This is a genomic window from Anaerococcus murdochii, from assembly GCF_019957155.1.
In the GTDB taxonomy this organism is placed as follows: domain Bacteria; phylum Bacillota; class Clostridia; order Tissierellales; family Peptoniphilaceae; genus Anaerococcus; species Anaerococcus murdochii.
The window spans coordinates 635,578-657,943 of the sequence record NZ_JAIPME010000002.1 but is presented as its reverse complement, the minus strand read 5'-3'; the positions used below and the strand labels follow the sequence as shown (position 1 = coordinate 657,943).

At 38.0% G+C, this 22,366-nt stretch carries 20 protein-coding genes; 17 read left to right on the top strand and 3 right to left on the bottom strand.

Annotated features, from left to right (window positions below):
* The first annotated feature begins 90 nt into the window (after positions 1-90).
* The 5 genes from sppA to K8P03_RS03440 all read left to right on the top strand — a co-directional run bounded on the left by sppA (position 91) and on the right by K8P03_RS03440 (position 6,765).
* On the top strand, positions 91-1,074 hold the full coding sequence (gene sppA / locus K8P03_RS03460) for a signal peptide peptidase SppA (RefSeq protein WP_223418312.1): 984 nt from the start codon (positions 91-93) through the stop codon (positions 1,072-1,074).
* Positions 1,064-1,558: an RDD family protein gene (locus tag K8P03_RS03455; protein ID WP_223418310.1), complete on the top strand. Its 495-nt coding sequence runs from the start codon at positions 1,064-1,066 to the stop codon at positions 1,556-1,558. Before sppA ends, K8P03_RS03455 begins: the two co-directional genes overlap by 11 nt.
* 185 nt (positions 1,559-1,743) lie before the next feature.
* Positions 1,744-4,272 carry a ribonucleoside-diphosphate reductase subunit alpha gene (locus tag K8P03_RS03450; protein ID WP_223418309.1) on the top strand — a complete coding sequence of 843 codons (2,529 nt, stop codon included), beginning with the start codon at positions 1,744-1,746 and terminating at the stop codon, positions 4,270-4,272.
* A gap of 1,092 nt (positions 4,273-5,364) precedes the next feature.
* Positions 5,365-5,697, top strand: a complete 333-nt coding sequence (locus tag K8P03_RS03445; protein WP_223418308.1) for a phage holin family protein — start codon at positions 5,365-5,367, stop codon at positions 5,695-5,697.
* Positions 5,698-5,706: 9 nt separating this feature from the next.
* Positions 5,707-6,765: a ribonucleotide-diphosphate reductase subunit beta gene (locus K8P03_RS03440; protein ID WP_223418307.1), complete on the top strand. Its 1,059-nt coding sequence runs from the start codon at positions 5,707-5,709 to the stop codon at positions 6,763-6,765.
* A 116-nt stretch (positions 6,766-6,881) separates the two neighbouring features.
* Here the strand turns inward: K8P03_RS03440 and K8P03_RS03435 are convergent, their stop codons facing one another.
* Positions 6,882-7,964 (bottom strand): hypothetical protein, encoded by a 1,083-nt coding sequence (locus K8P03_RS03435; RefSeq protein ID WP_223418306.1) that lies wholly within the window; start codon positions 7,962-7,964, stop codon positions 6,882-6,884.
* Positions 7,965-8,066: 102 nt separating this feature from the next.
* Between K8P03_RS03435 and K8P03_RS03430 the strand changes: the two genes are divergently transcribed.
* The 9 genes from K8P03_RS03430 to K8P03_RS03390 are packed head-to-tail and all read left to right on the top strand — an operon-like array spanning position 8,067 to position 16,463.
* Positions 8,067-8,390, top strand: a complete 324-nt coding sequence (locus K8P03_RS03430) for a hypothetical protein (RefSeq protein ID WP_223418305.1) — start codon at positions 8,067-8,069, stop codon at positions 8,388-8,390.
* Positions 8,377-10,299 carry a V-type ATP synthase subunit I gene (locus tag K8P03_RS03425; RefSeq protein WP_223418303.1) on the top strand — a complete coding sequence of 641 codons (1,923 nt, stop codon included), beginning with the start codon at positions 8,377-8,379 and terminating at the stop codon, positions 10,297-10,299. The genes K8P03_RS03430 and K8P03_RS03425 overlap by 14 nt, the downstream gene beginning before the upstream one ends.
* Positions 10,299-10,766: a V-type ATP synthase subunit K gene (locus K8P03_RS03420; RefSeq protein ID WP_209772733.1), complete on the top strand. Its 468-nt coding sequence runs from the start codon at positions 10,299-10,301 to the stop codon at positions 10,764-10,766. Before K8P03_RS03425 ends, K8P03_RS03420 begins: the two co-directional genes overlap by 1 nt.
* Positions 10,767-10,781: 15 nt before the next feature.
* Positions 10,782-11,345 carry a V-type ATP synthase subunit E gene (locus K8P03_RS03415; protein ID WP_223418302.1) on the top strand — a complete coding sequence of 188 codons (564 nt, stop codon included), beginning with the start codon at positions 10,782-10,784 and terminating at the stop codon, positions 11,343-11,345.
* Positions 11,342-12,376: a V-type ATP synthase subunit C gene (locus K8P03_RS03410; protein ID WP_223418301.1), complete on the top strand. Its 1,035-nt coding sequence runs from the start codon at positions 11,342-11,344 to the stop codon at positions 12,374-12,376. Before K8P03_RS03415 ends, K8P03_RS03410 begins: the two co-directional genes overlap by 4 nt.
* Positions 12,369-12,680: a V-type ATP synthase subunit F gene (locus K8P03_RS03405; RefSeq protein ID WP_223418300.1), complete on the top strand. Its 312-nt coding sequence runs from the start codon at positions 12,369-12,371 to the stop codon at positions 12,678-12,680. Before K8P03_RS03410 ends, K8P03_RS03405 begins: the two co-directional genes overlap by 8 nt.
* 11 nt (positions 12,681-12,691) lie before the next feature.
* Positions 12,692-14,449: a V-type ATP synthase subunit A gene (locus K8P03_RS03400; RefSeq protein ID WP_223418299.1), complete on the top strand. Its 1,758-nt coding sequence runs from the start codon at positions 12,692-12,694 to the stop codon at positions 14,447-14,449.
* Between the two features lie 4 nt (positions 14,450-14,453).
* On the top strand, positions 14,454-15,821 hold the full coding sequence (locus tag K8P03_RS03395) for a V-type ATP synthase subunit B (protein ID WP_223418298.1): 1,368 nt from the start codon (positions 14,454-14,456) through the stop codon (positions 15,819-15,821).
* Between the two features lie 3 nt (positions 15,822-15,824).
* Entirely contained in the window at positions 15,825-16,463 is a 639-nt protein-coding gene (locus tag K8P03_RS03390) for a V-type ATP synthase subunit D (RefSeq protein WP_223418297.1), read from the top strand.
* Positions 16,464-16,534: 71 nt separating this feature from the next.
* Here the strand turns inward: K8P03_RS03390 and K8P03_RS03385 are convergent, their stop codons facing one another.
* On the bottom strand, positions 16,535-16,714 hold the full coding sequence (locus K8P03_RS03385; RefSeq protein ID WP_223418296.1) for a hypothetical protein: 180 nt from the start codon (positions 16,712-16,714) through the stop codon (positions 16,535-16,537).
* Between the two features lie 188 nt (positions 16,715-16,902).
* Between K8P03_RS03385 and K8P03_RS03380 the strand changes: the two genes are divergently transcribed.
* The 3 genes from K8P03_RS03380 (at position 16,903) to K8P03_RS03370 (ending at position 20,946) form a co-directional block, all read left to right on the top strand.
* Entirely contained in the window at positions 16,903-18,501 is a 1,599-nt protein-coding gene (locus K8P03_RS03380) for a Na+/H+ antiporter NhaC family protein (protein WP_223418295.1), read from the top strand.
* Positions 18,502-18,573: 72 nt separating this feature from the next.
* Complete coding sequence (locus K8P03_RS03375) at positions 18,574-19,524, top strand: magnesium transporter CorA family protein (protein ID WP_223418294.1); 951 nt, start codon at positions 18,574-18,576, stop codon at positions 19,522-19,524.
* 69 nt (positions 19,525-19,593) lie between these two features.
* Positions 19,594-20,946 (top strand): hemolysin family protein, encoded by a 1,353-nt coding sequence (locus K8P03_RS03370; protein ID WP_223418293.1) that lies wholly within the window; start codon positions 19,594-19,596, stop codon positions 20,944-20,946.
* Positions 20,947-21,070: 124 nt separating this feature from the next.
* Here K8P03_RS03370 and K8P03_RS03365 read toward each other — a convergent pair whose 3' ends face one another.
* Entirely contained in the window at positions 21,071-21,943 is an 873-nt protein-coding gene (locus K8P03_RS03365) for a hypothetical protein (RefSeq protein WP_223418292.1), read from the bottom strand.
* Positions 21,944-22,366: the final 423 nt, after the last annotated feature.

Genomic DNA, 22,366 nt, shown 5'->3' with positions numbered 1-22,366 from the left:
TGGCTTATGAAAATGCAATCATCTTAATTAAGTCTTGATTTTTTTCGGGTATAATATTAGAAGTTAAAAGAGAAAAATAAAGGAGTTTTTATGAAAAACAACGCAAAAAGGTGGATAGCTGTGGGCCTTGCCCTAGTAATTCTACTTGGATCAAGTCTATCAGGATTTAACCAGGATAAAAAAGAAGAGATTGGCATGTCTTATCTTAACAAGCTTGGCAAACAAGCCCTAGTAGACGAAGAAGTTTTAAGTGGTACAAACACAAAGGAAAAAATTAAAGTCGTTGACCTAAGTGGAGTCATCCAATCAGGATTAGGGAGCGATTTTGTAATTAGTGACCTAAAGGCGGCTGGAGAAGACCCAGCTGTTAAGGGAGTCATCTTATCAGTTAATTCACCAGGTGGTTCTGTTTATGTGTCAGAACAAATTGCCAAGGAAATTAAAAACTTAAAGGCAAAAAATATCCCAGTTTATTCTGTTATGAGAGAGATGGCTGCATCTGGAGGTTATTATGTATCAGCACCTACAGATAGGATTTATGCCTCAAATGAAACCCTAACAGGATCAATTGGTGTAATCATGCAGATGTATTCTCTCCAAGGACTTTTTGAAAAATACGGAATCAAGGAACAAAATATCACCTCTGGCAAGATGAAAGACGCTGGTAGCCAAGGTAGAAACCTAACAGATGAAGAAAGAAAATACTTCCAAGACCTTGTAAATTCTGCCTACAAGAGATTTGTAAAAATAGTTGCCGATGGCAGGGGCATGTCCGAAGCAGATGTTAAAAAAATTGCAGATGGAAGAGTATATGACGGGTCTCAAGCCCTAGCAAATGGCCTTGTTGATAAAATTGGGGACCTAGATATGGCTATTGAAGATATGACAAAAGAAAATAAGCTAACAGACCCAGTCGTAGTTTCTTCTTCTAGTTTTCAACCTTCCCTAATGTCATTTTTCCAAAAAGCTAAAGACTATAGGCAAGGAGCATCTGATCTTGTTATCATCAAGGAATTTATGGACAAAAATACCCTAAGCCCTATGTACCTATATGGGGGAGCTTATGGAAAATAGAGAAGTTTTAATAAATAAGGAAGAATTTAAAGAAAGAAATTACGCCCACGCCTACGCATCATTTGGCACAAGAGCTATTGCCTTTATAATTGATATGATGGTAGTTGGTGGATTAAATAAAATAATTACAGGCATTATTGGCCTTGACCCAGAAATGAGTTTTTATGGTTTTGCCATGACTGATATTCTTAGCTGGGCCATAACACTGGGATATTTCACCCTAGCAAGCCTTGTCACCAAGGGCCAAAGCCTAGGCAAGATGATTACGGGAATTAGGGTTGTAAGTCTTACATCAGATAAGCTTGACCTTGGTCAAATCCTAATCAGGGAAATAGCCGGCAGATTTATCCAAAACACTATCATGTTAGTCTATCTTCTTCCGATTTTTACACCAAAAAAACAAGGCCTAATCGACTTTTTTGTCGACACAGCTGTTGTAAAGGAAGATGCCTTTAGAGATTTATACGGGGTAGATTTTAGGTAAATTTGTTTTTGTTAGAAAATATACTTTTAAAAAAACAAGATTTTTAGAAAAAACAGCACAAAGATAAGCTTTGAAAGCCTTTGTGCTTTTTTTGTCTAGATTTCGCACTAGCCCCTATATAAGGTATGATAGATATAGATTTCGATAAAATACCACTACATCTAGTAGTAAGTTTGGAGTTATGAATGAAGATTATTAAAAGAGACGGGTCAAAAGTTGATTTTGAATTAGAAAAAATCAAGAGAGCCATATTCAAGGCCTTTAAGTCGGTTGATTCTACAATTACCGATGAAAAACTTGAATACATTGCCCAAAAAATTGTAAGGACAATCGAGGAAAAATTACCAGCTGACCACACTGTGACAGTTGAAGAAGTCCAAGACTTGGTTGAACTTAACCTTATTGATGAAAATTATTATAGGGAAGTTAAATCCTTTATCCTCTACCGTGCCAAGCACAACATGGATAGGAAGGTAATTTCTGATTTTAGCACTTATGTATCTGACAAGGACCTAATGGAGATAATTTCCAAGGTCCAAAGAGAATTTGATAGCCAAAGGTATCCTATAGAGTCACTTTATTTCAAGTTTGAATCCTTCACCAAGCCAGAAATGAATGACAAGGAAGTCTTAGACGCTGTAATCCGTGCTGCAAGCGAGCTAACAAGCAAGGAAGCCCCAGATTGGGAAATAATCGCAGCAAGATTTCTAGCCTACAAGATAAATCTAGAAATAAGAGAAGAGGAAGAACGCTACGAGATTTACGACTTTAAGTCAAAGATAAAGTTTTTGACAGAAAAAGAACTCTACGGGGCCTATATTCTTGAAAATTATTCATCAGAAGATATAGATGAATTAGAAAAATACCTAGACCATAAGAGAGATGACATTTTCACCTATTCAGGCCTAGATCTATTGAGAAAAAGATATCTAATAACCAATTACGAAGGACGCATCTTGGAAAGAGTCCAAGAGATGTTTATGGGAATCGCTATGCACTTAGCAATTCCAGAAAAAAACAGGGTAGGCTTCGCAAAAAGACTTTACGATATATTGTCAACTCTAAAGGCAACCATGGCAACACCAACCATGACCAACGCTAGAAAGCCATTTAACCAGCTTTCTTCATGCTTTATAGAAACTGTTCCAGATACTCTAAAGGGAATTTACAGGTCCATCACCAACTTTGCCGAAGTTTCTAAACATGGCGGCGGCATGGGCATGTATTTTGGAAAAGTTAGGGCAAATGGTTCTGATATTCGTGGTTTTGAGGGAGTTGCAGGCGGGGTTATCCGTTGGATAAGACTTGCCAACGACACAGCAGTGGCTGTTGATCAGCTCGGCGTTCGCCAAGGAGCTGTGGCTGTTTATCTTGACATTTGGCATAAGGATATGCCAGAGTTTTTGGCCCTAAGGACCAACAACGGTGATGACAGGATGAAGGCCCACGACGTCTTCCCAGGTGTTTGCGTGCCAGATTTATTCTGGAAGCAAGTTAGAGAAAATATGGAAGGCGACTGGTACATGTTCGACCCACACGAGGTTGTTAAAAAATACGGCAAAGCCATCGAAGATACCTACGGAGATGAATTTGAAGAATTTTACAAAAAATTAGTTGCCGATAAGGAAATTTCTAGAAGGGTAATGCCAATTAAGGACATGGTAAGGCTTTTGATCAAGTCTTGGTCAGAAACCGGCACACCTTTCATTTTCAATAGAGACTTGGTAAATAAAGCCAATCCAAACAAACACATGGGCATGATTTATTCATCAAATCTCTGCACAGAGATTGCCCAAAACATGAGTCCATCAGAAACTGTTTCTACAGAAATAGTCACAGAAGATGGGGATGTTGTTATAGTTAACAAAACCAAACCAGGTGACTTTGTTGAATGTAACCTAGCAAGCCTTACCCTTGGTAAGCTTGATGTGAACAATGAAAGTGAGCTAGAAGAAACTGTAAGGACAGTTGTAAGGGCCCTTGATAACGTAATCGACCTAAATTATTACCCAACCCCATATGCGGAAGTAACAAACAAAAAATACAGGGCAATTGGCCTTGGCACCAGCGGTTACCACCATATGCTAGTTAAAAACGACATCAGATGGTCAGACGAAAAAGCTCACGCAGCTTTTGTCGACAGGGTTTATGAAGATATAAATTATTACGCCATAAAGGAAAGTGTGGAAATCGCCAAAGATAAGGGATCTTATAAAGTCTTTGAAGGAAGTGACTGGCAGAAAGGCAGCTATTTCACAGATAGGGATTACACTTCAGAAAGATGGGAAAAACTTGCCGCAGATGTTAAAAAATACGGCCTAAGAAATGGCTACCTAATGGCAATAGCTCCAACAGGATCAACATCCATAATCTCAGGCACATCAGCAGGAGTAGACCCAATCATGAGCCGTTATTTCCTAGAAGAAAAGAAGGGCGCCATAGTACCAAGAGTGGCACCAGGACTAACCACAAAGACCTTCTGGCTCTATGAAAATGCCCACGATATAGACCAAAATATCTCAATGCGCATGGCAGGAATAAGACAAAGGCACCTTGACCAAGCACAATCAGTAAATATCTACATCACCACCGAATACACCATGAGACAGATTTTAAATGTCTACCTAACAGCATGGGAAGCAGGAGTGAAGAGCATTTACTACGTAAGAGGCAAATCACTTGAGGTGGAAGAGTGTGATACTTGCTCCGCATAGGATTTATCCAAGATAAATATATTTTAGGGGATATTCCCCTAAAACCCCTTTTGGGGGTATTTTTTAATGGGGGCTCCCCAAAGCCCTCTATTTTTTTATCCAAGATAAAGTATTTTTTTCTTTTATCCAAGATAAATTATTCTATTTTATATAATTTCGGTCATTTACATGACCCCTCCGTTCATAGGGGGAACCCAAGGGGGCGGCAGATGCCCCCTCACTGGTTCCCCCTAAGACCCCCTTACGCTACACCCCCAACTGCTCCTTAAGCGGAGTGCGAGATTAGAAGCTTGCTAATCGCAAGCTTTTTTGTGTAGAGAGAACGTCCTTGTTTTAGTCGGTGTATTTACCAAGAGATTTCTAATATTCAAGCCCCTAAAAACTGACAACTCGGCTACGCCTCAAACAATCAGTTTTCTTAACGGGGCTTTCTATTAGAAATCTTTGCTCGGTAAAAAAGAGAATTGGTCTCGAAGTTCCAGATTTTGTTGGGCTAGTTTGGCTCTTGCCAAACATTGCTAGATGGTATATGCATCCTAAAACGAAGAGTTAAAAACTCAAGACCAAGTATTTTAAAATCCCAAGTATCCGTGAAGAAAATTGCACTGACAGCTCTTTACGAATATAAAAAATAATAAATACTGCGAACTAATTTTCAAATAAAAAGCACAAGTCAGACGAGATTGCAATTTTTAGGAGGCTTGGGATTTTAAAACGTTAGAAAAAACAAAGACCAAAACGAAGACGTAAATCCTACCGAAAAAAGATTCCGGAGGGAATCTACCTTATTTGCTCCCCGCCATAGGGGCCGCCTGGGGGTGAAACGGAAAGGGGATCTGGGGGAACCCGATGAGGGGGCATGCGGAAAGCCCCCTTGGGGTTCCCCCAGATACGGAGTGGTCATGTAAATGACCTAGAACATTTATAAGATACAGTTAATCTCGGATTAACAAAAAAAGATACTTTATCTCGGATAAAAAACACAAATATCTGGTATAATATAATTATAAGAAATATTTTATTCTTTATAAAAAGGAGTTTATTTTGAATAGACGTAGAAAAAAATCTTTAATTAATAAAAGGAGGAATGTTTTGTTAGTTTTATTTATAGCTAATGCTATTTCATTATTTTTGATGAGCAAATTTATTAGTCATATTTCTTTTGATAAGTCGTCAGCTCTTCTTATCACAGCGGGGGTTTTGACCCTATTTCAAAAGGTGGTTGAGCCTGTTCTTAGGTTCTTTGCTTTTCCTATTACCATTTTAACCTTGGGTTTATTTTCCTTGGTGATTTCGGCCTTTGTTTTGTATTTGGCTTTTAAATTTGTTGAGGGAGCTCATATTGATTCCCACTTGTTCAGCTTGATTTTTGCAAGCATTATTTTGTCAATAGTTTCATCGGTTGTTTTAAATATTATTTCCTAGGAGGTAAATATGGAAGAAAGTAAAAGAAAAGAAGTCGAAAAACGTGGTATTTTTAATGAAAATGGGGATATTGATCTTGCTAAGAGGAAGATTATCCAAGGTAATACCACAAACCTAAATGACTTTAACAATCTTAAATACACCTGGACATCCGATTGGTATAGACAGGCTATGAACAATTTCTGGATTCCAGAAGAAGTAAATTTAAACCAAGATATAAAAGATTATAGGAATCTTGACCAACACGAAAAAAGAGCCTATGATATGATCATTTCCTTTTTGACCTATCTAGACTCTATTCAAACAGCCAATTTGCCAAACTTACAAACCTATGTAACTGCAAATGAGATTAATCTTTGTCTGTCAATTCAGACCTACCAAGAGTCAATCCACTCACAGTCTTATTCATACATCCTTGATACAATTTGTTCGCCAGAAGAAAGAACTAGGATTTTATACCTTTGGAAGGAAGACGACCACCTTCTAAGGCGTAATGAATTCATCGGTGAACAATACAACGAATTTTTGGAAAGGGATAATGAATACCAATTTGTAAAGGCCCTAATTGCAAATTATATCCTTGAAGGAATCTATTTCTACTCAGGATTCTCTTTCTTCTATAACTTAGGAAGAAATGGCAAGATGCCAGGCACTGTTCAAGAAATCAGATACATCAACAGGGACGAAAACACCCACTTATGGCTATTTAGGTCACTTATCAACGACCTTAAAAAGGAAAGAACAGACCTTTTCACACCAGAAGCAACCCACATTTATAGGGAAATGCTAAAAGAAGGCGTTCGCCAAGAAATCGAATGGGGCAAGTACGCTATTGGTGATAATATACCAGGACTTTCTACAAGTATGATTGAAGATTATATCAAATACCTAGGTAACCTTCGTGCTAAGGGCCTTGGATTTGAGCCACTCTTTGAGGGATATACAGAAATTCCTCAATCAATGAAATGGGTAGATGAGTATTCAGATCCAAACGCAGTTAAGACTGACTTTTTCGAAGCAAAAGTAACTGCTTATTCTAAATCATCTATAATTGAAGACGACCTATAAAATAAAAACCAGAGCGGTAAAATGCTCTGGTTTTTAAATTGCAAAAATATTTTAAAATCTAAAATAATTAGGTCTTGTAGTTTTTTATTTTTTTAGCGAATGTTTCATGTGAAACATCATTTTTTAATCGATTCTTTTATTGAGTCGGCCATGGAAATGGCGAGGGACTTGTTGGCGATTGGGCCTACAACTATAATTGTGAGATAGGTATTTTTTCTTTTTATGACAAACTTTTTTCCTGTCAGGGTGTTTTCCTTCATGTAGAGTCTGATTTCCCCTTCTAAGATGCCACCGTCAAGGCTAACCTTGCCCATATTTATCAAACAGGTTGGGTAGATTAGGTCTCCTGAGTTTAGGTCATAGGCGTCGTAAAGATTCCCATCGACTCTGTCTTCTTTCATGAGGATGGCTCCAATAGCTTCGTTGTTTTCTCTAGCTAGGAAATATTTAAAACCATCGCCTTCCTGTTGGAGGTCGAAATTTTCTGGGATTTTAATCTCAAGGCCTGCAAATTTTTCTTCCTTGGTTGCAAAAACTGTAAGCTTATCCATGTAGTCGGCAAAAGATTTGCTAACTTCGTAAGGATCGTCTCCAGAGGTGTAGGCTGTCATTAGGATATCGGCCATGATTTTCCCACCAAGGTTTGGCCTATCTTCTTTTATCACGAAATATATGGTTGTGCTTGCAGATTTTATAAAAAAGTGGGTGTAGGAATATTCTTGGTCCTTTGTTATAAAATATAGGCTATCAAGGCCTGTAAAAGAATTTTTTATTGGTTTGGAAATTATTTTGTCTTTGAGTTCTTCATCCCAAATGATTTTTTTTGCTAAATCCATTAGGTCGGTATTTTCCACGACAGATTTAAAACTAAGAAGGACCTTATAGGATAAATCGAGGGGGAAGTCCACAAAATAAGTGTCATCTTTTTTAAAGATTTGGCACCTGTCGGGTATCCTAAAAAATATGTCTCCTAGCCTTACTTCCTTATTGTAGTCTAAATTTTCTAAATCTTTTTTTGTGTAAGTTTCATTTTTAACTGAGCTTGGATAGGCGATTAGCTTTTGGCCAGTGAGGAGACTATCGTATTTAGTAAATTCGCCTAGCTCAGCAAGGGGATAGGTCTCTTTTGTATTTTCTTCTTTTTTATCACATCCTACTGCCAATATGGCAAATAAGGCGATTAACAAGATTTTTTTCATAAATTTTCCTCTAAATTTTAAAATATCAGTCTTATTTTGTCTAGACTATACCCGTTTTGGGTAAAAATATGATATAATTTAATTAGCATTAGGGGGTGAATTATGACTGATGACATTTTAAATCAAGTGAAAAAAGCCGAAGAATCGGCAGCCCGTGAGCTTGATTTGGCCAAGGAAGAAGCCCGAAAGCTAGTTGAAGAAGCCAAGATTAAGGCTAATGAATCTTATAAGGAAGAGATTGACAGAGCCAAAAATAAGGCTAAAAAACTAGTTGAGGATGCCAAAGCCAAGGCCCTTGAAGAAAGTAAACCGGTGTTAGAAAAAGCAAGTGAGGCGTCTAGTGAGATCAAAAAAAGAGATTTGGCTGATCTATCAAAGACTGTAGACTCGCTTGTAGAAAGGATTGTAAATAATGGCAATAGTTAAGATGGATAAGTTTAGCTTGCTTAGTTTCAATGACAAGCGATCTAGCCTACTTAACATTCTTCAAAATTTTAACTATGTGCATTTTAATGATCTAAAATTAAAAGATGACGAATCCTATCTTAAAGAGGTTGAAAACTCAGCAGTCCTCAATTCTATAGAAGAAAAGCAGGATAAGCTTAAATATGCAGTAGAAACTGCAAGGAAGTATTCAAAAGAAGATTTGCCTAAGGAGCTTAAAAGACTTGATATAGAAAATGTCTATAGACAGTCAGAGAATTTTGATTTTAACCTTATTTATGATAAGTTATTAAAATTAGTTAAAGAAAGGGAAGGTCTGGTTGATAAAAAACAGGCCAATGATACAAGGATAGAGGATTTAAGTCCATGGAAGGAAGTAAATCTAAATATCAATGACCTCTACGAATCAGAAAGGGTCTTTGTAGAAACTGGCTCAATTTCAAGTCAATTCTACGATAGCCTTAGAAAAGAACTTGTAGAAAAGCATTTGGAAAAATCCCTAGTTTATAAACTAAGCGAAAGAGATAAGATTAGTTTTATAGTAGGTATTGCTTCCCTTGACGAAAAAGAAGAATTTAGTGAAATCCTCAGAGAATTTGGCTTTACCAGGATAAGGATAAAGGCGGAAGGACCTGTAGGGGAAGAGCTTGAAAAATTAAAAGCTAATTCTAAAAAATATAAAAACGATATCAGTAAATTAGAAGACGAAATTGGCGGTTTTAGTAAGTATATGGACGACTTCTACCTTTATGAATCTTTTCTTGAAAACGAAAAGAAAAAGGAGGCAAGCGTTGAAAACTTCTTAAAAACCAAGTCGATGGACGTAATCGAAGGCTATGTTCCATCAGATATGGCGGAGACTTTCAAAAAGGACCTTACAAGTGTCCTTGGTGAAGAATATCTACTTGATATAAGAAAAGCCGACCTTGATGACCCCGACGTGCCAATTATCCTAGATAACAATTCTGTAGTAGAACCTTTTGAGTCGGTAGTAGAAACCTACGCCCTACCAAGATATAACGAAATAGACCCATCCCTACTTGTAGCAATATTTTATACAATCTTTACTGGGTTTATGATTGGCGACTTAGGCTATGGACTCTTAGGAGTAATTGGAACAATCGCCATGCTTAAGCTAAAAGATTTTCCAAAGTCTAGCGAAAAAATGGTCAAGTTATTTTTGGCTATTTCCCTTTCAGCTTGTTTCTTTGGAATCTTGTTTGGTTCAGTATTTGGTGGCATAATCGAAGTGCCATTTGGCTGGATTGACACCCAAAAAGATGTATACACCCTAATCGGCATGAGTTTTGCCATTGGTACTGTAGCCCTTATGGTAAGTGTGGGAATGACAATTGTAATTAACCTTAAAAACAACAGGCCACTAGATGCTATATATGATTCACTATTTACATATCTTTTCCTTGGAGGAATTGGATATTATGTTTATAGCAAATCAAAAATAGGTCTTTATGTAATGGCAGCTGGTATGGTGGGCATTCTCCTATTTTCAGGTAGAGATGCCAAGACAATCGGCGGCAGACTTGGATCTGGTTTTTATAATGTCTACGGACTTACATCTTGGATAGGAGACTTTGTATCCTTCCTAAGACTTATGGCCCTTGTTTTATCAGGCGGCTTTGTAGCCTATGCAGTAAATGTTATTGTAAAAATGGTGGGAGGAGCAGGATTTTTCGGCCTCTTGGGCGGAATAATTATCTTTGTGGTTTTCCAAATCTTTAATATGTTCCTATCCTACTTATCAGCATACGTTCACGGCCTAAGATTAATTTACGTAGAAATGTTTAACAAGTTCTACGAGGGCGGTGGAGTTAAATTTAGAGAAATGTTAGAAGATACTAAAAAGATTATCATTAATAAAAGGAGGAAATAATGAGTAACTTTTTTATTGAAAATGGCGGAATTATACTAGCAGTACTTGGAATGGCAATAGCTACATTTTTACCAGGTTCAGGTTCAGCTAAGGGAACAGGTATGGCAGGTGAGGCAGCAGCAGCACTAACAGTAGAACAACCAGAAAAATTTGGTAAAGCCCTAGTACTACAACTACTACCAGGTACCCAAGGTCTTTACGGCTTCGTTATTGCATTCTTTATAATGCTAAGACTTGACGGCAATGTTGACTTTGCAAAAGGTCTATACTTCTTTATGGCAGCCCTACCAATAGCTATAGCAGGCTATACATCAGCAATCGCTCAAGCTAAGGTAGCAGTAGCAGGTATCAACATCCTAGCTAAAAAAGAAGACGAATTTATCAAGGGCGTTGTATACGCAGTAATGGTTGAGCTTTACGCAATCTTAGCCCTAGTTATTTCATTACTTCTAGTTCTAAGAGCATAATATTAGGATAAGATTATGAATAATCTTGATTTAATATTAGAATCTATAAAAAATAAAGCAGAAGAAGAAAAAAATCAGATATTAGATCAGGCAAGGTCCGAGGCCAAGGAAATCGCTGATGAAGCCAAAAACAAGGCAAGCGAAGAGGCAAAATCCATCATGGAAAAGGCAGAAAAAGAAGCTGCAACAACCCTTACAAACGAAGAGTTTTCTTCATCTCGTAAGGCCCGTGATATAAAAATAGGTGCAAAAAACGACCTCATAAACCAAGTTATAGACAAGGTTTTATCAGATTTAAAAAATCTAGATGAGGAATCCTATAAAAAATTTGTCATAAAAAGGCTTGAGGGCTTCCCAGAATCAAATGCAGAAATCATCCTCAAAGAAGGAATGGCATCTGTCTTTAATTCAGACGACCTAAAGGGACTTAAGATTTCAAACGAGACCACAGACGATGGTTTTATAATAAAAGACGGCAATGTCACCTATGACAATTCTTTTTCATCAATAATTGATTATGAAAAAGACCAGATCAAAAAAATAATATCTGACGCACTTTTTACTAAGGAAGAAATATGAAAAGAGAAAACTTCATAGCAGCTTCTACATCCACCAGGATTTATGAAGATGATCTGCTTAAGGCTCGTGACCTTGAAAGACTAAATGACTATGAAAGTTTAAGTGAAGTGTTAAATGCTCTAAACGATTCATCCTATGCCAGCGCAATATCAGAGCTTGATAGGGATGAAGAGTACGAAAAAATCCTTAACAAGGAATTAGTAAAGGTCTATGAAAAAATTGCCGATGTTACTCCTGATAAAAATATCAGCCAGTATCTAATCGAAAAATATAATTTTCATAACCTAAAACTTTTAGTAAAAGAAATTATCCAAGAAGAAGATTTTTCAAAAATCTATTCGCCTATGGCAAATGTGGACACAGCCTTTATTAAAAGGGAATTATTGAAATCTGCGGACGGCCAAGTAAATCTTGCTTCTGTTGGGAAAAAAGAAGACAGGGAAATCTACCTTGCCTATGCCCAAAAGGCAATCAAAGCTTATAGGGAAAGCGAAAACCCAGCCATGATAGACATATCTCTAGATAAGTCCTATTATGAAAGGGAACTCGCCCTTGCTAAGGCAACTGGGATAGAAAGTCTCCTCGCCTACACCAAGGAAGCAATCGACCTTGTCAACATCAAGACCCTTTTAAGAATAAGGGGCCAAAAACTTGATTTTGATCATTTGAAAAATTCCCTAATAGAAGGCGGTAATCTCGATAAGAATGACGTCCTTGCAATGATAAGCATGGATGCAAATGAGATTGTATCTAAGACTTCAAGCCTTAAGGTAAATACTTATCTTAAGAAAAGCCTAGATAGGGATAAAAAGGATTCTGAAAATCTTCTTGACCTAGAAAAGGCCATCGACGATCACTTTATGGACTTTGCAAAAAACGCCAAGTCTATGACCTATGGCCCAGAAGTTTTATTAGGATTTTTGATTGCCAAGGAGCAAGAGATTAAAAACCTAAGGATAATCTTTATCTCTAAGTTAAATTCACTTCCAAAAGACTTTACTAGGGAAAGGTTAAGAGAAACTTATGTATAAAATTGGAGTAATTGGCGATAAGGATTCGATTTTAGCCTTTAAGGCCATTGGAATTGACGCCTTTACAGCCATTGACGAAAAAGACGCAAGTAAACTAATAGACAAGCTAGCCAAGGAAAGCTACGGTGTAATTTTTATAACCGAAGCAATGGCCCAGCTTGTTCAGGAAACTATAGATAAATACAGAGAATCTATGACTCCAGCCATCATCCTAATCCCATCCAATAAGGGATCAATGGGTATTGGCCTTGCTGATATCAACCGCTCGGTTGAAAAGGCAGTCGGAGCCAACATTCTAAATTAAAGGAGCTTAATTTGAATATAGGTAAAATTACTAAAGTATCTGGACCACTAATAGAGGCAGAAGGCCTAACCGATGCTAATATCTATGACGTGGTTGAGGTATCAAAGGATAAGCTCATCGGTGAAATAATAGAGATGAGGGGAGATGTCGCAAGTATCCAAGTATACGAAGAGACAACTGGTATAGGCCCTGGCGATGAGGTTAGGTCAACAGGAAGACCTCTATCAGTAGAGCTTGGACCTGGTATGCTCGAGAGAATGTACGATGGTATCCAAAGACCACTTGAAAAACTTGAAATGCTTGCAGGAAATTTCCTAGAAAAAGGAGTAACAGCACCAGCCCTAGACAGGGAAAAACTTTGGGATTTTGAACCTCTTGCAAAGGTCGGAGACGATGTAGTTGCAGGAGATATCCTAGGAACTGTAGAAGAAACCACAGTAATCACCCACAAGGTTATGGTGCCTTACGGAATAAGCGGCAAATTAAAAGATATAAAAGCTGGCGAATTTACAGTAGCTGACACCATTGCTGTCGTAGAAACTGAAGATGGCGATAAAGAAATAAATATGATCCAGTACTGGCCAGTAAGGCAAGGAAGACCAATCAAGGAAAAAATCGACCCTAACGAACCCCTAATTACAGGTCAAAGGGTAATTGATACCTTCTTCCCAGTTGCCAAGGGCGGTACAGCAGCAATCCCAGGACCATTTGGTTCAGGTAAGACCGTTGTCCAACACCAAATAGCAAAGTACGCTGACGCTGACATAGTAATCTACGTTGGTTGTGGTGAACGTGGAAACGAGATGACTGACGTACTAAATGAATTCCCAGAACTTGTTGACCCAAAAACTGGCGAATCAATCATGAAACGTACAGTCCTAATAGCAAATACATCAAACATGCCAGTAGCAGCCAGGGAAGCATCAATCTATACAGGTATTACCCTTGCTGAATACTACAGGGACATGGGCTATAACGTAGCTATGATGGCAGACTCCACATCTAGATGGGCAGAAGCCCTCCGCGAGATGAGTGGACGTTTGGAAGAGATGCCTGGTGACGAAGGTTATCCAGCTTATCTTGCCAGCCGTGTTGCAGACTTCTACGAAAGAGCCGGCAAGGTTAGGGTCTTAGGAAACAGGGAAGATATTGGTACACTTTCTGTAATAGGAGCCGTATCTCCTCCAGGTGGAGATATGTCAGAGCCAGTTACCCAAGCTACCTTACGTATTGTTAAGGTCTTCTGGGGACTTGATTATGACCTTTCTTACCAAAGGCACTTCCCAGCTATCAACTGGTTAAACTCTTATTCCTTATACCAAGATAAGATGGATAAGTTTATAGATGGAAATGTTGACGAAGAATTCTCAACTATGAGAAAACGTGCCATGAGTTTATTACAACAAGAATCAGGTCTATTAGAAGTAGTAAGGCTTGTAGGACGTGATGCCCTATCTGATGATGATAAGTTAAAATTAAATGTAACTAAATCTATCAGAGAGGACTACCTCCAACAAAACGCCTTCCACGATGTGGATACCTACTGCTCTTTGGCTAAGCAAGATAAGATGCTAGGCATCATTCTTTATAACTATGATAAGTGCCTAGAAGCCCTATCAAAAGGTGTTGAAATCAAACAAATCGAAGGCCTTGACGTTAACGAATCAATCTCAAGACTAAAACTAATTAGCGAAGACAACAAGGAAAGATTTGATGAAATCAGATCTGAAATCGACTCAGCAATTAGCAAGCTAATAAAGGAGGCATAGACGGATGTTAAAAGAATATAAAACAGTAACAGAAGTAGTTGGCCCTCTTATGCTTGTTGAAGGCGTTGAGGGAGTCAACTTCGAAGAATTAGTAGATATTAAACTTCAAACAGGCGAGCACAGAAGGGGCAGGGTTATAGAAATCAACAAGGACCGTGCCATGGTTCAGCTATTTGAAGGATCAACAGGTATCAACCTTGAATCTACATCAGTAAGATTTTTGGGAAGACCTCTAGAACTTGCTGTAAGCGAAGACATGATAGGCCGTGCCTTTAACGGCCTAGGCGAAGTTATAGATGATGGTCCAGAAATAATTCCAGAAGATAAGAGGGATGTTAACGGTACAGCAATTAACCCAGTATCAAGAGACTACCCATCAGAATTTATCCAAACAGGTATTTCAACCATAGACGGCCTAAACACCCTTGTAAGGGGCCAAAAACTTCCAATCTTTTCTGGAAACGGTCTGCCACACAACCAAGTAGCAGCCCAAATCGCTAGACAAGCTAAGGTTTTGGGAGATGATGAAGGATTCGCTGTAGTATTTGCAGCTATAGGTATCACTTTCGAAGAAGCCCAATTCTTTATGGATGACTTTAAGAAAACAGGTGCTATTGACCGTTCAGTACTCTTTATGAACCTTGCTGACGACCCTGCTATAGAGCGTCTTTCAACACCTAAAATGGCCCTTACTTGTGCAGAATACCTAGCCTTTGAAAAGGACATGCAAGTGCTTGTAATCATGACAGACATGACCAACTACGCAGAGGCCCTTCGTGAAGTATCTGCAGCCCGTAAGGAAGTACCAGGCAGACGTGGTTATCCAGGATATTTATATACAGACCTTTCTACAATCTATGAAAGGGCAGGTAAGCTTCGTGGCAAACCAGGAACAATTACACAAATTCCGATTTTATCAATGCCAGAAGACGACATTACCCACCCAATTCCAGATTTGACTGGCTATATTACAGAAGGACAAATTATCCTAGACCGTAGTCTTTATAACCAAGGTATAGCTCCACCAGTATCCATCCTTCCATCCCTATCAAGGCTTAAGGATAAGGGTATAGGCAAGGGCAAGACCCGTGAAGACCACGCAGATACCATGAACCAAATCTACGCAGCCTACGCTTCAGGTGTGGACGCTAGAGAACTTCAAAAGATCCTAGGTGACTCTGCGCTTTCTGATGCAGACCTAGCCTTTGCAGAATTTGCCAAGGCCTTTGAAGAAAAATACATCAACCAAGGTTATTACACAAATAGGTCAATCGAAGAGACTCTTAACTTAGGTTGGGAACTTCTAAAGATAATTCCAAAATCAGAGCTTAAGAGAATTGACGACGCCCTAATAGAAAAATACATGGACTAGCCTATGGCAAGATTAAAAGTAACCCCTACTAGGATGAACCTAAACACCCTGAAGGGAAGACTTGCCACCGCCAAAAGAGGATACAAACTCCTAAAAGACAAGCAAGATGAGCTGATGAGGCAATTTCTTGAATTGATTAGGGAGAATAAAAAACTCAGGGAAGATGTAGAAAAGGAACTATCAGATTCCTTCGCAGCCTTCCTCATGGCATCAGCCTTCATGAGCCCAGAGATCCTCGAAGAAGCGGTAAGCTTTCCTACCCAGGAAGTTGGCGTTGATATTACAACAAAAAACGTCATGAGTGTTAGGATTCCTAAGATGGAATTTAAGGTAAATGTAAACGAAAAAGCTTCAATGTTTCCATACGGCTACGCCACAACAAGCGTGGGCCTAGATGAGGCAATTTTGAAGCTAAACCACGTAACAGACAGGCTTTTGGAACTCGCTGAGCTAGAAAAAACAACCCAGCTAATGGCAGATGAGATTGAATCGACAAGAAGAAGGGTAAACGCCCTAGAATACAGGACCATCCCAGATCTAGAAGAAACAATCAAATACATCAGAGCCAAATTAGAAGAAAACGAAAGAGCAACCATCTCTCGTTTGATGAAGGTAAAAGATATAATTTCAGAAGAAAGATAAAAAAGACCACCAGGCGACTGGTGGTTTTTGTGTGGTTATTTATAGTGGTGATAATCTACGGCTAGAAAATCCTAAGCTTGGTTTTCTTTTTTGCGAACTGAAAAATACTGGCCAAAAGACCCTATAGCTATAAGGCCTGTTCCTATTATCCATCCGTACTCGATTTGGTGAGTTTTATAAGACATGTAGATAGATACAATTAGAACTATTAAAGCAAGGCTTCCAATAATTAATTCTTTGTATATATTCATTATTATCCCTCCTGATATTTTTTACCCGTTTTTTAGACGTGTAATCTTAAAAATACAAAGATTTTTGCAAAAAACAAGATAAAAGCTTATCTTCCTTTCTTATATTTCAAAATTAAGTATAATGTTAACCGTGCTTATCTATAAGCTTTTATTTTTATTACAGATTATTTTAGATTAAGGAAGGTTTTATGAAGAAGAAAAATATGAAACTTGCCCTTTTTGTGGGGCTTGTTTCTATAATTTTATCAATATATATTTCCCTTAGTGGGAAGGATACTTTTGCCACTGCCTGGGCGCTTTTTCCGCCTGTGCTTGCGATTTTTATGGCGCTTTTGACCAAGGAAGTTTATTCGTCCTTGTTTTTGGGGATTTTGGTCGGAGGGATTTTGGGATCAGGTGGGTCCTTGTCTCAGTCGCTTGACAATGTTGTTGAAAAGGGTCTTATAGCTTCTGTTTCTCAGACTGCAGGGATCTTTATTTTTCTTGTGGTTTTGGGAATCATGGTTGTTTTGATAAATCATTCGGGTGGGTCAAGAGCTTTTGGAGAATTTGCCCACTCAAAGATTAAATCGAGAAAGGCCGCCCAGCTTTCGACCTTTTTCCTTTGTTCAATGCTTTTTATTGACGATTATTTTAACTGCCTAACATCAGGCTCTGTTATGAAGCCTGTAACTGATTCCTACAAGATTTCAAGGGCCAAACTTGCCTATATCATAGACTCAACTGCAGCTCCTATCTGTATGATTGCCCCTATTTCATCTTGGGCGGCGGCGGTTTCTGGCTATGCTGAGGGGATTTCAGGGATTGAAATGTTTGTAAGGTCTATTCCCTTCAATTTCTATTCGCTTTTGACCCTAGTTTTTGTAGTGTCAATCATTCTTTTTGACAACGACTTTGGACCTATGAAGGGTGTTGAGAAAAAAGCCATAGAAACAGGTGACCTTGGCGCAGTTAAGACAACAAAGATTACAGCTGAGGATGGCAATCCAAATGGAAAAGTGATTGACCTTATCTTCCCGATTTTGGTTTTGATTGTAGTTTCTGTTTTATCTTTAGTCTACGTTGGCGGATTTTTTGATCCTGCAAGTGAATTTTACAGAGACTTTGTAAATGCCTTTGCCAATACAGACTCATCTGTGGCCCTAGCTATGGGTTCCCTTTCTGCCCTCATCATTTCAATAATTTATTTTGTAATTAGGGGTGTGATTAGCTTTGAAAAGTCAATGGAAAGTCTTTCTGAAGGATTTTCTTCAATGGTTGGGGCGATTTTGATTTTAACCATGGCCACAAGTCTTAAAAACATTTCAAATGACCTTTTGGGTTCTCAAGAATTTGTTGGAAATCTCATGAAAGGGGCTGTTGGCAGCCTAAATTCATTTTTGCCAGCAGTTATCTTTGTGGTTGCGATTTTCCTTGCCTTTGCCACAGGAACATCTTGGGGAACTTTTGGGATTTTGATCCCAATCATAACTGCCATGTTTGAAATGGGTCAGCCTTTATTTTTCATAGGCATATCTGCTTGCCTATCTGGGGCGGTTTGCGGTGACCACATTTCGCCAATTTCAGATACAACCATCATGTCATCGGCAGGTGCAGGTTGCGTCCACGTTGACCACGTCAAAACCCAGTTGGCTTACGGCCTAACTGTAGCAGGAATTGCAAGCCTTTCCTATATCATAGCAGGTTTTACCCATTCGGCAATCATTTCCCTTGCTTTTGGCGTCTTTGCAATTATGGTATTTATGGTAGTTTTAAAATACAAAAACCGCGTCAAATCCCTAGCCTAAGTGCTGGGGATTTTTGACAAGGAAGCCCCCTACCCATAGAATGATTAAGACATTTGAAAAACAGGAGTTTATATGGAATATATTTATAAATTTGATACGGACAATGGCTTTGAAGAAACAACCATGCCAAAGTTTTACGATGCCATAGAAGACGACGACTTTTACCTAATGTATTTGGGAAAGGTTGATTTTATTGACTTTTCAAAAAAATATAAGCTCGATAATGCCTTGGTTGACTTACTTGTCACAGATAATAGCAAAAAATCCTATGTGGCAGTTGAGGATACCTACACCTTTGCGATTTTGGAGCTTTTAGACATTAGGGGCAATCTCGACACATCAGACCTCATTGGTTTTTATATAGAAAATAACAGGCTAGTTGTGGTCGATATGTACGATAAGGACGATTCTACAACCCGCGCCTTTAACAAGATGGTAGCCAAGAAATTTTCTTCAAGGTCGCCAGGCCGTGCCTTAAAACACTTCATCACAGCCCTAATTGACAAACACACAGGAATTTTTGATCAGATAAAAGATTCAACAGCCAAAATTGAGGATTCTATAACAAATAACAAGTCAAGCAAGGATAAGATAGGAGTAATTTCAGATAACAGGCACAAGGCCCTAAATCTTTACACATCCTACGAGAGACTATTGGACACAATCGAAGTTTTTGTAGAAAATGAAAATGAAATCTTTGATGAAGATGACATCAAACACTTAAAATCCCTGGCCTACAGGGTTGAGAGATATTCGTCAAATATTTCTTATTTGTCCGACTACATCACCAATGTCAAGGACTCCTACGATTCAAAAATGGATCTTTCCATGAACTCAACCATGAAAATCCTCACAGTTGTCACTACGATTTTCACCCCAATTACAGTTTTAACTGGCTGGTATGGGATGAATTTTGAAAATATGCCCGAACTAAGCTGGGAATTTGGTTATATGTATATCATAGGCCTTTCTATCCTAAGCGTTATCATATGCTATCTCTTGTTTAAAAAGATTGACAAATAGGGTCTAGCTTTGACAAGGGCCGGTATTGTAGATATAGTCAAGGTATATTACATTTTTTAAGGAGAAAATATGGACTCTGTTCCCTACCACAGTTTACTTTTAGTTTTAATAGTAATTGGATTAATTTTAGTAAATGGGTTTTTTACAGCCCTTCATACTGGAGTGATTAGTCTTTCTCAGGATAAGCTCCGCGATTTAGAAGAAAAAGGCAGCAAGGATGCTGAAGTTTTATTAAGGATAACATCCAACCAAGACAGGCTCAACCAGTCATTTTCCATGATAAATTCAGTCTTATCCCTAATCACAGTAGCTTTTATTGCTGATATGATCAGGGACTCAGAAATAATTATGGATAATATTTCCATGAAAACTGCCCTTTTGATTACTATATTGTTTTACATAGTAGTGAAGATAATTTTTGTAGACAAGATTCCCCAAAGAATTGGAGTTAGAAATCCTTTGGGCTTCGCCCTAAATACTACAGGGACCCTAAGGCTTGTCCTTGGTCTAACTAAGCCCTTTGTTCTTGTCACAGACAAGGTGACAAATTTCATCATGAAAATTTTTGGCATAGAGGCTGGTGTTATCCAAAAGGAAGTCACCAACGAGCAGATAAAGTCAATTGTCCAAATCGGTGAAGACCAAGGTATCATTAGGCCTATGGAATCAAAAATGATCCATTCCATCATGAATTTTGACGACATAATCGTAGAAGAAATCATGACTGCTAGGACCGATGTTTTTATGATTGACATCAACGACAAGGACAGGGAATATATGGATGAATTTATAAAAATTCGCCACAACAGGATTCCGATCTTTGAAGATGATGTTGATAATATTTTGGGTGTTTTGTATACCAAAGACTATTTACTCGAAGCGACCAAGGTTGGCCTTTATAATGTAGACATAGAAAAATTAATCAGACCTGCCCACTTTGCGCCAGATAAGATCGAAGCCGACAAGCTTTTTTCTGACATGCAAAAGGGCCATATCCATATGTCGATTTTGATTGACGAATACGGAGGTTTTTCAGGTGTAATTACCATGGAAGACTTGATTGAAGAAATCGTAGGCGATATGGAAGATAGCTTTGACTACGACATTCCAGAGATAAAAATCAACAGTAAAAATGTATTTGTTGTAAAAGCTTCGATTGGAATCAAGGACTTAAACGAGAAAATTCCTATTGATATTGACGAAGAAAACGAAAATTACGACTCGCTCGGTGGCTTTATTATAGATAAGCTCGGCTATATACCAGAAGCGGGCGACAATGAAACCATAATCTACAACGGCTACGAAATAAAAATCCTCTACATGGAAGATAACAGGATAAAGGCTTGTAGGATTAGAAAATTAAAGGAAAGACCAGCAGAGGAAAATCCTCAACCACAAAGTGAAGAAAAAGAAGAAAATTAAAAAAAGTCCAGCAAAGGCTAGGAACTAGAAATCCTAAAAGGATTGAAAGTTCAGGCCTAAGGCTGGGCGTTTTTTATTTTTTATTTTTTATTTTATATATCAGAATTTGAAAATCAAAATTTTTTTAATCGTCTTTTTCGTCAGGACTTACCTCAATGGAAACAAGGTCCATATCTTCTGTGAAGGTAAAGTCGTAGACGATTTTTTCTATGTTTTCAAAGGTGAAAACCAGGGTGACATCAACTAGGTTTTGGTCGATTGGGGCTGTTTTTATTAGGTCCTTGGCATAGGAAACCTTGACCTTGGATTTATCTGTTAGGGTCTTGCCCGCCATGGCAAGGTCGTTTTTTAGGCCCTCGTACATCTTGTCAAAGTCATCGCCAGTCTGGCCTAGACCCTTGGCGTATTTAGCAAAGGAGTCCTTATCGCCGTTTTTAAGGCAGTCGATAATATCGTAGGCCCTGTCTACAAAGACTTGGTTGTCTTCCTTAAGCTTTTTATTTTTGGAAACTGTTGAAAGAAGTTTGATATTAAGACCTGTTAGGTTATCGCCATTTTTATTTAATAAAATCACCAAGGAATCCTCTTCGCACTTGCAAATTATAAGGAAGGAGTCCTTCTTTTTTGTAACTTCTTTGATTTCTAAAATTGGACCTGCGTAGTCTACTGGAAGGATTTTATCAGAAAGAACTCTCAAATCACCGCCGATTTGGTTTTTAAGAGGTTCACCTAAATTTTTGGAAAGACTGTCTACATCCTTAGTATCAATGGCCTTTATTGTCTTTGCCAAAAAAGTTTTTTCCTCATCGCTTAGGTCCTTGTTGGCTTTATCTACCAAGTCATAAAAATCATCGGTTAGGTTTTCATCTTGGATTTGATCTTCAGTTTTTATTACAGGTGATTTTTCGTTTTGGACTTTGGCTGGCTTATCATTTTTGCAAGCAGAAAAGATAAGGGCTAGGCCCAGAAGAAAAACCAGGGATTTTCTATTCTTCATATATCCTCCTTATTTTATTATAACATAAAGAAAGTATAGAAGAAATTTTGATTTAAAATTCATTGGGAAATTTATCCAATTGTACTTATTAGTACGAAAAAAACATTATATTTATAAGGCTAAATATAGTGGTATAGGAAATAAAAAATCGGTTTCACCAATAAATAAAAAAATAAGTAGAAAAAAAGCTTTAAGGTCTTGCTTTATTTACTTATATATGATATATTTAAATTGCGGAAACGGTACCGAAATACCCCAGTTATGCGATTATCAGCGGTCTTGATTATCACAAATTATCCCTACTTGCCCTTAGGAAAGAATATTCGGAAAAGATTGAAATATTGTTATTGATAATGACTTTTCATTTATTTTAGATGAAAGGGGCCATAGCCTTTATAAAGGAGTTTATATGCAAAAGATTAT